Origin of the sequence: Niastella yeongjuensis, assembly GCF_900110245.1 — a bacterium.
In the GTDB taxonomy this organism is placed as follows: Bacteria; Bacteroidota; Bacteroidia; order Chitinophagales; family Chitinophagaceae; genus Niastella; species Niastella yeongjuensis.
In genome coordinates, this window is sequence record NZ_FOCZ01000015.1 from 1 (window position 1) to 13341 (window position 13341).

Genomic DNA, 13341 nt, shown 5'->3' on the forward strand with positions numbered 1-13341 from the left:
AAGAAGCTTTAGTTATACAGTGCTTTTGTGGATAAACACGCCTTAAAAACTGAAAATGAAAAAAGGCCGCCTCAAATTACTTTTGAGACAGCCTCCACCCGTAAGGGTTGAGGTTCTGATATCAATGTAATTTGCGGAGTTAAAAATATATAATATATACACCGTATGCGTACAATTGACAAAAAAAATGTCAGAAAGTGCGGTAACAAATTTGCTGCATAAAAATGCTACACAGAAAAGACTACTAATACTATTCGTAGCATAAAAAAGCCACTGTTTTACATTAACAGTGGCTTTTATTTATACAGTAATATTTTTATTGTAAACTCTTGGCCTCCATGCTCGTTTGAAATTTTTGAAATTTCAACTTCATATGGATGACAGGTAGAGTCAAATTTATATGAAGTCCCAAAATCAGGGTTTTTAATTATTTCAAGAAATGGAATATTTTGCCTTTTTATTAATTCGATAATATTTTTCAAACTCGCCTTTTTAATATTACCATCTACTTTATCTCGTTCAATACTATAAAAAAGTTCCTCCTTTATTGTTTTCTTTGTTGCCGTATCTACAAAGAACACAATCTGCGGTGTGATTAGGTATTTGTTGAAATTTTTAATTTTTGCATCATACCAGTATGCAAAAATTTTAGTATCCAGATATTCAATATTCCTTGATACTAAAATAATTTTTCTTATAGTTGCCAGATTACTGAATAATTGAACTTTTTTACCATCAGCCAATAAATAACACTTATCTTTTTTGAAATTTTCCTGAGCCAATGAGTAAGTAGTTAAAAATATCCCTATTCCTAACAGTAAACTGATTCTAAAGTTTTTTGTTACTTTTTTCTTTAACATTATCTCGTTTAATTACCTCAATAAGAACTTTATCATTAGGTGTTCCGTTATAGCGATCTCTTACCTGTTTTATCTTATCCATGAAACTTTGATAATCTGCATTTGTTGTTCCTTTATCGTCCCACGTTCCATTTTTAATTGCATCATTCGCTTGTTGAACTGTAGTGTAAATTTGAGGGCTGCTTACAAAACCAAAACAACCATAGGAGGCTGCTAAACTTTGATCGGCTCCCGGTGTATGTTGGTATAAGCCGCCGATGTGTAAATATACGTTAGTTGCTTGTTTATAATTTGTTCTTGCTTCATCAATTGGGCTACCGCCCAAATAAGTTTCCTGTTCTTTTGTATGAGGCTGTGCATTAAGAGTGGCACTGCCTTTTTGGTTTAATCTATAACCACGTAAATCGGTGTCTGGCGGGAATCGCCTGCGTTCCCCCGTATATAGGTTTTTATTTCCATCGGCAGGTTCAAAGTGCCTATTAATTAACTCGTATTCGCCAGACGAATTGCTTCCCCTTGAATACCAGGAATCCCTGGTTACACTACCAGTTGCAATAGCTCTATCTGGTTTTTGTGCATCTGTCAATATTACCTTATATGTAGGAACTACAACCATTGTATTTGTTCCAGACGGAACAATGCCCGTTAATCTTTGTACTGTATACCCGGTTACTTCCGTAGTTACTTTGACCTTTGCTTCAAGGCCGTCTAAATCAATTGCCCATATCGGTTGATTACTGGCAAACTGGTAAGGCGTAAGCATAGGGTATTGTTTAGTTAGCGGATCAACCGAAAGGAACCGCATTACCTCTTTTTCGCTAAGTATTATTTGACTAATTAATAATGAATCTTTACCGTATATATATGCAACTTTATTAGCTGCATCAACTATTATTTTAGAAACCTTGCTTGTTCCATCTGTATTATTAACAGTTAATCCGCGATTTGTCATTACATACTTGTACTGTGGTTCATAACCAAAGCCCTCGTATGGATTAAGGGTTTGCCCATGACAACAAAAAGTCAGACTATATACAATTATAGTGCAAATAAATAGCTTCATTGTATAATTATTTATTATTTGATTTTATTTGTGTTTTGGATTCCTGTAATAACCTGTTCTTTTCATTATCCCTTACCCATTCTTCATAATCTTGTTTTGATGGTTCTTTATATGCCAATTCAGCCAATTTTTGATCTATGCCAAAAAGTATTCGATTGTAGTGATCTACTGATACGCTATTGTTTTGCTGCCTTGCTTGTAATAGCATTTTCCTGTAATGCTCAAATTTCACCATATAAATGTGTACACCTTTAGGATAGTATTTTAGTGCAGTTTCAGCAACTAGTAAATCAAAGCCATCGCACCCGAATTGAAATTGATAATTTGCTGCCAGGTCATTTAAGACGCTTGCTAAAGTTTCTTTTTCAGTAAGGGCGTTCATATAAATACCCGTTTTTATTTGTTCAACTGTTACCCCTGATTCTTGCATAATCCATTCATCCCTGGCAAAACTGCCGCTTGTCATTTCAAGATTCACCCATTTACCATTTTCGTCTTTATGTTTTATGTAGCAGTGCATCGGCGCTAATGCTAAGTAGGCAGTACACTGAAGTTCATTCGTGAGTATTTTATACAGTTCCGGCAATGAAACGCAATTACCTTTACCCGTTGTTATAAGTTTTGTTACAAAGCCAACCGTAGGGTCTTTAGTGGGTAGGAAATTGTCAAAATCATATTTATAAGGTTTGAAATCGTTTTGCGAAATTGAATCTACCATATATGTAAAAGCCGCCCAATTACCTGCCGTTTTAAACTTTTCAAAATGGCGCTCTTTAATTAGCAGTTGCAGCTTATTAGTGATGCTTTGTATCTGTTCGCTAAATTGTTCATATTTCCAGCTTCCGTTAAGGAATGCATTTTCCATTAAAAAAATGGCACGCTTAAAATTCAATGGCTGTTTATCTTCCAGCATCTGCGATATTTCAGAATAGGCATCGTGGTATAATAGCTTATGCCCATTTAAGTTTTGAGATTGAGCAAACACGCTGTTATAGAGTAATACAAAAGCAAAAGCAATCATTTTACTGGAAGCCTTACCAGTCCTGACGGCTGAAGTTATAAAGTTGTTCATAAGCGGGCAAGGGGTGAATTACTTGGAGTTTTTTAAGTAAAGGAAATTACAATATGTATGGTATTTCCCGCCGCCCCACCCTTAAAAAAGGGTGTTTTTCACGTCAAGATATTGAGCAAAGTCAACAAAATTTTCATTTACCCATTTGTGCAAATCCTTCCATCGGCCATTTCAAGAATACGGGTTGATTTTCTGGCAAAATCGTGATCATGTGTAACTACAATGATTGTATTGCCGTCTTGCACCAACCCGTTAAAAATATCGAAGATGTTGGCAGTGTTGGCTGAATCAAGATTCCCGGTTGGTTCATCAGCCATGATAATCCTGGGATCGTTGATCAATGCGCGGGCAATGGCTACCCGCTGCTGCTGGCCTCCCGACAATTTACCAGACAATTTATGCGCGTACTGATGCAGATCCATCTTCCGTAACTTTTCCATTGCCTGCTGTTCAATGGCACCATGATCACGTTTTCCCAATTTCAAAGCGGGTAACATTACATTTTCAAGGGCGGTGAACTCCGGAAGCAGAAAATGGAATTGAAACACAAAACCGATGTATTCATTCCGGAAACGTGCCATTGCATTTTCCGGCAAGCCAGTTACCCTGGTTCCATTTATATCGACGGTTCCTTCATATTGCGTATCTAAAGTTGACAACAGGTATAATAAAGTTGATTTACCGCTGCCTGATTTTCCCATGATGGAAACAAATTCTCCCTCCTCTACCGACATTGAAATATCATGCAATACATGGATCGTGTCCGGTTCATGAAAATACTTATTGAGTTTTTCCGCTTTCAATACTTGTTGCGACATATACGCTGTTTTATCCTCTTAAAATTGCCACCGGATCGACCCTCGATGCTTTCAGTGCTGGCAGCAAACCGGCAATTCCGGTAGTCAACAGGCCAAATATCAAACCTACCATGTAATAAAGTGTATCAAAGTTTACCGGGAAACGTTTGATCACAATGTACTCATCTTCGGGCCAGGGTACTTTCGACAAACTATACGACAGCAGAAAGCCCAATAAAAGACCAGCCACAGAACCTATCAACCCGATGATCAATGACTGGGATAAAAAGATCTGCACAATGTCTTTTCTGGCAAAACCCTCTGCCTTTAGGATGGCAATGTCTTTTAGCTTACCAAGGATCACCATATTCATTATGTTATAAATGCCAAATCCGGCTATTAGTAACAGGGTAAAGTTTAACACATAAGTAAACGTGTCCCTGATCAGGTTACCCGCTTTTATAGATGCATTTACCGTTTCCCAGTCATCTGCCTTATACCCATATCTTTTTGCCAATGCAGGTGCCTTCACGGCCGCCTGCTTCATATCTTTCAGCTTTAAACGAATATCGGTGATATAGTCCCTGCTTTTACCTAATAACTGTTGCATATCGGTCAAACTGACGTATGCTTTGAATTCATCCATAGTGGCAATACCGAATTTATACAAACCTACCACCCTGAAGCGCAGTTGTATTCCTGATGGCGCTGTAGCGGTTACCAGGTCGCCTGTACGTACATTTAATTTTTTAGCCAGCTTATAGCCGAGTAAAATGCCATTGTCTGACGTCAGCAGGTTTTCGGGGCGGCCGCTGGCCATCTTGTCCGACAAACCAAACAGCCGGTCCTCTTCCCTGATATCTACGCCATCCAACAGGGCGCTCAACTGAACAGGTCCATAATTAAAAAGCACCTGGGCAGATACCAGGGGCGAAACAACTTGTATTTCGTTTTGCTTCCTAAGGTCTTCAATGATACCCGGGGCATTTTTAAGATTTAAATTTATTTGCCTGGGGCGGGGATGGCGAACAATGATCCAGTTCTTTGGCCGGGCGCCAAGGTATTGTCCGGTAACTGAGGAAGAATAATCTGTTTTATAATCATTATAAATGCGAATATCCGGAGTAACTGACAGCATGATATCCTCAAAGAAGTCGTTCATTCCTTTCATAAAGCTCATCATCAGAATAAACATACCTATCCCAAAAGTAACCCCTAACATAGCCACTATCGTTTGGCGTTTGCGTGATAGCAAATGCACCTTCATGATCTTCCAGTTTACCGGCAGCATCATGGCTCTTCCTTATTTGTGAGCAATACGGGCGTTGTTTCATCAAGCCCGGCTATGATTTCTACATTTTCCAGGGTTGTTATACCAGTTTGTATATGCTTTTTGGTTTTATCTCCATTTACCTGTACCCAAACACTATCGTTCGCGGCTAATGCAGTACGGGGCAAAACCAGCGCTTTATTCTTCTTTTGGATAATAATATTTGCTTCTACTGAACTATGGATGAATGCTGGCGCTGACAGATTGCTAAATGTAGCATCCACCCGAAAGGTTTGATCCTGCTCATTCATTACCGGATATATACAGGAGACTATGGCTTCGTATATCGTATTTCCGGTAACATCAGTCTGTAACAATACCTGCTGGCCCGTTTGAACGCTGCCGATGTCCTCCTGATCTACCGACAGCCGGATCAGCTGATGGCCGGCATTGCCAATTAATGCTACTACTTCATTCGTGAACACCGTTTCCCCGGTTTCTTTAAATGTCTGGTAAACTACTCCGTCCCGGTCGCTCCTGATAAAATACTCCTGCAGGTCTTTACCTGCTGAAGCCAGCTGGCTACGGGCATTACCTGCAGACACCTCTAATTCATTGACAGCGGCATAATACTTTTGCTCAGCCATATTTTTCTGATTCAGGGATACCTGGTAATTGGCAAACGCATTATCGAGGTTATTCCTCGTACCTATATTTTGCGACCATAATGCTTTATAACGATAATAAATGCTTGAATCATTGTCGCATTTCACTTCGGCATTCTGCATGGATAGCTTTAGGTCGTTCAACAATGGAGACTGTCCGGAAAGGTTTTCAGTGGCCATATGAAAATTCTTTGAAGCTGCTTTAAACTGTTCCTTGGCTGCTTCGTTGTTGATTATATACAACAACTGCCCTTTTTGCACAGTATCTCCATCTTTAACCAATTTTTTAATAATAGTGCCATTGCTTAACGAAGACAGTTTATATTCATTTTCAGGTATAATTTTACCGGCTGCGTATACAGCCTCCACTATATCTTTCCTTTCGGGAAATACAACCGGGGTATTATTACAGCATAGACTGAATAGTAAGATACCCCCATAACCTAACCATGGCATTAAATTGTTCATACAGATTACCGGTTTGCCAAATGAAGTTATTTCAAATACCAGGCAAAAGGCCTGACTTTAAACAGGCGTGGGAATGATACTGATCAAATTAATAGTTGCTGGAATGTTTACCAGCTTGTTAAACTTTTCAAGTGTCTTTTTGTTTAATTATTATTTTAGATACCTTCAACACGTGAAAGAGAAACTGGCCATATTGCTGTTAGTGATTTACCTGTTCGGATCAACCGACGCGTATCAGCTGCTGAAATTGCCGCTGCTGGCAGGTCATTATGTGAAGCATAAAAGTGAAAGCCCCTACATGACGCTGGGTTCCTTTTTCAAGATGCATTACATTGATCCTCAGCCCTTCGATAACGATTACAAACAGGATATGCGGTTACCATTCAAGACCGTTTTAAATGTTTACGGTCGAAATTTGCCTACCGATCTCACAATAATACCCCACATCAATTTCAGGGCACCGGTTAAAAACACCGGATTGCCCGTGGCTTTGAACGATAATATCTCTCCCCTGCTACTTACTTATACCATTTTTCAACCGCCCAGGGCATAGTTCCAGATATTGAGATCAGGAGCTGGTATGTGATTTGAAAGTCTGTGAATTATTCACATGGCCAGGCATGTCCTGTAGCAGCCACATCTCCTGAAATTCTTATTACATTCAAAGGTTTGTAAAAATCATCCAATGAAGTTATTATTCCTGTTTATACTGGCAGGGAGCAACCTGCTATTTGCAGACTGGCACCCTGATTTTGAAAGTGCCAGAAAGCTGGCCAAAGAAAATGGTAAGTATATTTTATTGAATTTTTCGGGGTCAGACTGGTGTGCGCCCTGTATCAAGCTACGCCAGGAGGTTTTTGACAGTAAGGACTTTGAACAACTGGCACATAATTCCCTGGAATTATACGATGCCGATTTTCCCCGTAAAAAGAAGAACCAGCTGTCGAAAGAATTGCAGGAAAGCAATGATGCCCTGGCTGAAAAATACAATCCCCTGGGAAAGTTCCCTTATACAGTAATACTTACCGCCGATGGTAAGGTAGTAAAGGCATGGGAAGGTTACCCCGATAATAACAGCGCCCTGTTTATTGACCAGCTAAAATCGGTTTGTGATGTCAAACGTCCTTAAACAACCGTTGTTTGAATACAAGCACACGTGTAAACTGATGGGTAACACGTTTGAAATTACCGTAGTGGCCAATGATGAAACCTGGGCCTATGAAAAAATTGGCCTTGCGGTAAATGAGATCAGAAGAATTGAAAAACTACTCACCACGTTTGATGAAAACAGCCAGACAAACCAGGTAAACAGCATGGCTGGCATGGAGGCAGTGCCGGTTGACCGGGAAGTATTCGGGCTCATCAAACGGTCGTTAAAGATCTCCGGAGTTACCGACGGAGCATTTGATATCACTTATGGTTCCATAGATAAACGATTGTGGAATTTCGATCGCACCATGACCAGTTTACCCGATGGGGAAACGGCCAGGCAATCGGTGCGGCTGATCAATTATCACAATGTGTTGCTGAATGAACAGGCATGCACGGTGATGTTGAAAGAAAAAGGCATGCGCATCGGTTTTGGCGGCATAGGCAAAGGCTATGCTGCGGATATGGCCCGGAACCTGCTGGTTAAAGAAGGCGTACAAAGCGGCATTGTAAATGCATCGGGCGACCTGGTAGCCTGGGGCAATCAGGCCAATGGAGCACCGTGGACTATCGGTATTGCGCATCCTGACAATGCCCGATCGGCTTTTTCCTGGCTTAACATTTCCGATCTGGCCATTGCTACTTCGGGTAATTATGAAAAGTATGTAATGATTGACGGTAAGAAATATTCCCATACTATCAATCCTAAAACAGGCATGCCGGTAACCGGTATAAAAAGTGTAACCATCATAAGTCCGTATGCTGAAATAGCCGACGCTATGGCCACCCCGGTTATGGTGATGGGCGTAAAAGCAGGCCTGCATCTGATCAACCAGATCCAGCATCTCGGCTGCATTCTTGTAGATGACGACAACAATATCTACACCACTAAAAACATCCAATTAAAATGAGCATCAAAAAATACCTGGTTGCGTTGGCTGTACTTACCACGCTGGCCACCTCCTGCAAAACAGTTAAAGAATACCAGAAAAACAAACTGAACGATTCGGAAATGAGCCTGTCGAACCGCAAAGTGGAAAAGACTGAAATGAGTTTTCAGTCGTACCGCGAAGGTGCTTCCGGCGCCAATGCCGGTAAAAGCGGCGGCGGTTGTGGCTGTAATTAATTAACTGTTTTAACCAACATGCATGAAAAGAATATTCCTGACTGTGTTAGGTATTGCTGCATTGGTAAAATCTTTTGCGCAACAATTGCCCGACAGCAGCTTTCAAAGCAGAAAACTAAAAGTAGATGAAATAAACCTGGTATCGAGTTACTATAACCAGAATGGGGACCACGCGGCCGTAACGGGTGGTATTGGTACCCAGCAATTGACAGATCTTGCCAATGTGTTTGATATAAAGCTCACCAAATACGACCGCAAACTAAGGAAACATGCTTTCGACCTGGAATTGGGGATCGATCATTACACCTCGGCCTCTTCCGACAAAATTGATCTGAAAGCCAATTCCTCCGCTTCGCATGCAAATACCAGGATCTATCCATCGCTTACCTGGAGTATGGAGAATGAGCAAAAAGGCAGTACAATAACGGCAGGTGTATCCTCCTCTTCAGAATTCGATTATACGTCCTTTGGCGTTAATGCGGGGTTCTCTAAAAAAACAAAAGACAGGAGTGGCGAGTTATCGGTAAAGATTCAGGCCTTCTTTGACCAGGTTAAACTGGTTACTCCGGTAGAATTAAGAAGTAACCCCGAGGATAAAAGTTATGGGTCTGCCAACCGGAATACCATAGCCGGGTCTTTGTCGTGGACACAGGTTATCAATAAGAATCTGCAGGTGGCATTCCTCGCCGATATAGTACACCAGCAAGGCTTCCTAAGCCTGCCGTTTTATCGCGTGTACTTTACCGATGGCAGTGTTCACCAGGAAAAACTGCCCGATAGCCGCTTTAAAGTACCATTAGGCTTCAGGGCCAACTACTTTCTGGGCGACAGATTCATCATCAGGACCTGGTACCGGTATTATAAAGATGACTGGGGCATTAGCTCACACACTGTAAACATTGAAGTACCGGTAAAGATCACTTCCTTTTTCTCTGTGAGTCCTTTTTACCGGTTCTATAACCAATCGGCCGTAAAATATTTCGCGCCTTATGAGCAGCATACGGCACAAAATGAATTTTATACCAGCAACTATGATCTGTCAAAATTCAACAGTAATTTCCTGGGGGCAGGCATCCGGCTGGCGCCGCCCAATGGCGTATTTGGCGTTAAGCACTGGAATATGTTAGAGATCCGGTATGGGCACTATACCAAGAATATAAATATGAATGCCAATATTGTATCGCTGAATATTAAATACAAGTGACAGTTTTTTCAGGTAAAAGCCTCCTCCGGTTTCATTAAACAGGGGAGGCTTTTTTATTACCAGGCAATGATATTAATCGTACATGGATTTGATCCTGGTCAGCGGAACAGCCATGTTCATAAATTAAATTACGTTTATGAAACATTGCCCAGACATAACATTGCCCAGGTAATAAAACAATTTTACGAGGCACGTATCGATGTAAAACTGTTAACCGGTGATTACGCCGAAACAGCAGTAAATATTTGTAAGCAAACAGGTATCAAAGCTTATATGAAACATGTAACCGGCGACCAGGTGTTGCTGATGAAAGAGGAAGAATTGAAGAATACGGTGGAAGCCGTAAGCCTGTTTGTACGAATGTTCCCGGAGGCAAAACAACAGGTTATAAACGCGCTGAAAAGTAACGGGTATATAGTAGCCATGACGGGCGATGGCGTGAACGATGCGCCGGCTCTAAAGGCTTCAGACATTGGTATTGCATTGGGTAAAAAAGGAACAGAAATGGCCAAACAGGCTGCAGATCTTATCATAACGGATGATGACCTGGGAAAGGTGGTGGAGGCCATAAGGCAAGGCAGAAAAATTTTCAGTAATCTGAAAAAAGCCATCCGCTATATCATATCCATCCACATCCCAATTATTCTTACTGCCGCTGTGCCCGTTTTACTGGGCTGGAAATATCCCCATATCTTCACTCCCATTCACATTATATTTCTTGAACTGATCATGGGGCCTACCTGTTCTATTTTCTTTGAACGGGAACCGGTTGAGGATAATATCATGGTACTGCCACCACGCAAAAGAAGCATCAGCCTGTTTGAACAGGATGAATTACTCATCAGCATTGTACAGGGACTTATTATAACGATCGGGGTATTATGGCTGTATCATTTTTCAATGAACAACGGTGCTTCCTTCTATCACACCCGCACCCTGGTTTATACTACACTTGTCATCAGCAATATATTCTTAACGTTTGCCAACCGGTCATTTACCGAAAACTTCGTCAAAACAATACATTATAAAAACAGGCTGGCACCCTGGATATTATTGATCTCAATCCTGTTTCTGGCCGTTATATATTTCGTTCCCCTTATTCAATCAATTTTTGGGTTGTCAACCATTACTTTAACGGATTTTCTATTATGCACAGGAGTCGCTTTTATAGCTGTTTTCTGGTTTGAAATATATAAGACCAACCTGTATAAACCTGAGCAGCCGGTTATAAGAAAAAGATGGTAAATAGCCGCAGTTCATGGAACCATGGCCATAGGTTTCACCTCTGCCTTTATAATGTTCTCGATGCCTTTCAGCAAAGCATCGGCATTAAAAGAAATGCTATCGATACCCTGTTGAACGAGGAACTGCGCAAATTCTGGAAAATCGCTTGGCGCCTGTCCACATAATCCAATCTTTTTGCCGGCGGCCCTGGCTTTTTTTATCACCATGGCCATCATTTGTTTTGCTGCATCATTCTGTTCGCTGAATAAGCTACTCACAATAGCAGAGTCGCGGTCTATGCCCAGCGTAAGCTGGGTAAGGTCGTTAGAGCCGATAGAAAAACCATCGAAGATTTCGGCAAATTGTTCGGCTAGTAACACATTGCTGGGAATCTCCGCCATTACATAAACTTCAAGTGAAGGGTCCATTTCCCGGTTCAATCCGTTTGCTTTCATTACTTCAATCACCTGCCTGCCTTCTTCTACCGTTCTGCAGAATGGAATCATTACTATTACATTGGTAAGCCCCATTACATTTCTTACTGTTTTTATTGCTTCACATTCCAGCCGGAAGCCTTGCCGGTACCGGTCGTTATAATAACGGGAAGCTCCCCTGAATCCCAGCATGGGGTTTTCTTCTTCCGGTTCGAATTGCGCTCCGCCAATCAGGTTTGCATATTCATTGGTCTTGAAATCACTCATGCGAACAATCACATCTTTGGGATAAAAAGCGGCGGCAATAGTGGCAATTCCCTGGGCAAGTTTATCAACGAAATATTGTTCCTTATCCGGATAATGATGTGTCAGCAATTCAATAGCGTCCTTTGCTGCCTGGTCATTCAACTCATTAAATTTTACAAGCGCCATAGGATGTACCTGTACAAAATGTGTTATGATAAATTCAATACGCATCAGTCCAACGCCATTATTAGGATAAAACGAGAGGGAGAATGCTTTTTCAGGATCGCCAACAATAAGCATTGCCTGTGTTTTGGCGGGCATTTTCATATTGCTGAAATCGTGTGTAATTTCTCTATATTTTAATTCTCCCTTATAAATAAACCCTGTTTTACCTTCGCAGCAAGAAACGGTAATTTGTTCGCCATCATTTATCATCTGTGTGGCATTGCCCGTTCCCACTACCGCAGGAACACCCAGTTCACGGGCTACAATGGATGCATGGCTGGTGCGGCCGCCTTTATCTGTAATAATAGCTGCCGCCTTTTTAAGGATGGGGTCCCAGTCGGGGCTGGTAATTTCAGTTACTACGATCTCGTCTTTTTGTAATTTATCTGCATCAGCGGGTGTGCGTAATAGTCTGGCGATGCCGGTGGTTATTTTTGAACCAACGGCTTCGCCCTCTGCTAATAATACCCCTTTTTTTTCCAACTGATATTCTTTTACCAATGCAGGATCTTTCTGGGCATGGATTGTTTCAGGCCGCGCCTGAACAATATACAGTTCACCAGTAATTCCATCTTTAGCCCATTCTATATCCATGGGCCGTTGATAATGATCTTCAATTAATTGGGCCCATTTGGCTATACGGGTGATTTCTTCATCAGTCAATACAAACTGTTCTTTTTTATCGGGTGGTGTATCTATATTAACTGTATTCAGGTTTGAATATTCACTGGTTGAATAAACCATGGTCTTTGATTTTTCACCCAACTTTTTTTGAATGATGGCGCGTTTTCCCTGCTGCAACGTTGGTTTAAACACCAGGAATTCGTCAGGTGTTACCGAACCCTGCACAATATTTTCGCCCAGCCCCCATACACCGCCTATATGAATAACATTTCTGAATCCCGACTCTGGTTCCAACGTAAAACATACGCCGGCGCAGGCTTTGTCAGACCGCACCATTTTTTGTATACCAACAGACAATGCAACCTTATCGTGTGAAAAATGATTGTCTTCCCTGTATTTGATAGCCCGGTCGGTATACAGGGAAGCAAAACATTTTTGAACGACCAGCAACAATCGCTCTTCACCTAAAACATTAAGATATGATTCATGCTGGCCTGCAAAGCTGGCTTCGGGAAGGTCTTCCGCCGTGGCACTCGACCGAACCGCTACTTCAAAGTAAGTTCCTCCACACAAGTGATTATATTCCTGCATAACATCTTTAGTTAATGCTTCCGGCAGAGAAGCATTCATTATAAGACACCTGGCCTGCTTCCCTATATAGGCTAGATTTGAATAATCAGCTTTGTCTAAAAACCCCATTAACTCATTTAACTTACCACGGATCTGATTGCCATCAATAAATAGCCAGAACGCTTCAGCTGTGGTTGCAAAGCCAGGTGGTATGGCCACTTTTTTATCTGCCAGTTGATTAAACAACTCACCCAGGGAAGCATTTTTGCCACCTACCCTGGCTACATCATTAATACTGATGTCCTTATACTTCATTACCAATGGTTGCATAAAAAATATTTTAA

At 41.3% G+C, this 13341-nt stretch carries 13 protein-coding genes; 6 read left to right on the plus strand and 7 right to left on the minus strand.

Annotated elements, in window-relative coordinates:
• Positions 1 to 296: 296 nt before the first annotated feature.
• From BMX95_RS28330 to BMX95_RS28355, 6 genes are all read right to left on the minus strand, one after another.
• Positions 297 to 860, minus strand: coding sequence for a hypothetical protein (locus tag BMX95_RS28330; protein ID WP_090519648.1), 564 nt, complete (start codon positions 858 to 860; stop codon positions 297 to 299).
• Complete coding sequence (locus BMX95_RS28335; protein ID WP_133053904.1) at positions 829 to 1923, minus strand: RHS repeat-associated core domain-containing protein; 1095 nt, start codon at positions 1921 to 1923, stop codon at positions 829 to 831. The genes BMX95_RS28330 and BMX95_RS28335 overlap by 32 nt, the downstream gene beginning before the upstream one ends.
• A gap of 7 nt (positions 1924 to 1930) precedes the next feature.
• The gene (locus BMX95_RS28340) at positions 1931 to 2995 is read right to left on the minus strand and encodes a hypothetical protein (RefSeq protein ID WP_081200209.1); all 1065 of its coding nucleotides are present in this window, start codon (positions 2993 to 2995) and stop codon (positions 1931 to 1933) included.
• A gap of 137 nt (positions 2996 to 3132) precedes the next feature.
• Positions 3133 to 3813: an ABC transporter ATP-binding protein gene (locus tag BMX95_RS28345; protein ID WP_081200207.1), complete on the minus strand. Its 681-nt coding sequence runs from the start codon at positions 3811 to 3813 to the stop codon at positions 3133 to 3135.
• A 10-nt stretch (positions 3814 to 3823) separates the two neighbouring features.
• Positions 3824 to 5086, minus strand: coding sequence for an ABC transporter permease (locus tag BMX95_RS28350; protein WP_081200205.1), 1263 nt, complete (start codon positions 5084 to 5086; stop codon positions 3824 to 3826).
• Positions 5083 to 6195 (minus strand): efflux RND transporter periplasmic adaptor subunit, encoded by a 1113-nt coding sequence (locus tag BMX95_RS28355; RefSeq protein WP_081200203.1) that lies wholly within the window; start codon positions 6193 to 6195, stop codon positions 5083 to 5085. Before BMX95_RS28355 ends, BMX95_RS28350 begins: the two co-directional genes overlap by 4 nt.
• Positions 6196 to 6367: 172 nt before the next feature.
• Here BMX95_RS28355 and BMX95_RS28360 point away from each other — a divergent pair, with 172 nt between their 5' ends.
• The 6 genes from BMX95_RS28360 to BMX95_RS28385 all read left to right on the plus strand — a co-directional run bounded on the left by BMX95_RS28360 (position 6368) and on the right by BMX95_RS28385 (position 10919).
• Positions 6368 to 6748, plus strand: coding sequence for a hypothetical protein (locus BMX95_RS28360; RefSeq protein WP_133053903.1), 381 nt, complete (start codon positions 6368 to 6370; stop codon positions 6746 to 6748).
• A gap of 132 nt (positions 6749 to 6880) precedes the next feature.
• Entirely contained in the window at positions 6881 to 7324 is a 444-nt protein-coding gene (locus BMX95_RS28365; protein WP_081200199.1) for a thioredoxin family protein, read from the plus strand.
• Positions 7308 to 8255: an FAD:protein FMN transferase gene (locus BMX95_RS28370; RefSeq protein ID WP_081200197.1), complete on the plus strand. Its 948-nt coding sequence runs from the start codon at positions 7308 to 7310 to the stop codon at positions 8253 to 8255. Before BMX95_RS28365 ends, BMX95_RS28370 begins: the two co-directional genes overlap by 17 nt.
• Positions 8252 to 8470: a DUF4266 domain-containing protein gene (locus tag BMX95_RS28375; RefSeq protein ID WP_081200195.1), complete on the plus strand. Its 219-nt coding sequence runs from the start codon at positions 8252 to 8254 to the stop codon at positions 8468 to 8470. The genes BMX95_RS28370 and BMX95_RS28375 overlap by 4 nt, the downstream gene beginning before the upstream one ends.
• Before the next feature lie 22 nt (positions 8471 to 8492).
• Positions 8493 to 9674 (plus strand): DUF3570 domain-containing protein, encoded by a 1182-nt coding sequence (locus BMX95_RS28380; protein ID WP_081200193.1) that lies wholly within the window; start codon positions 8493 to 8495, stop codon positions 9672 to 9674.
• 66 nt (positions 9675 to 9740) lie between these two features.
• Positions 9741 to 10919: an HAD-IC family P-type ATPase gene (locus BMX95_RS28385; RefSeq protein ID WP_081200191.1), complete on the plus strand. Its 1179-nt coding sequence runs from the start codon at positions 9741 to 9743 to the stop codon at positions 10917 to 10919.
• An 11-nt stretch (positions 10920 to 10930) separates the two neighbouring features.
• On the opposite strand, the gene ppsA is transcribed toward BMX95_RS28385, so the two are convergent.
• Complete coding sequence (gene ppsA / locus BMX95_RS28390; RefSeq protein WP_081200189.1) at positions 10931 to 13327, minus strand: phosphoenolpyruvate synthase; 2397 nt, start codon at positions 13325 to 13327, stop codon at positions 10931 to 10933.
• Positions 13328 to 13341 lie beyond the last annotated feature (14 nt).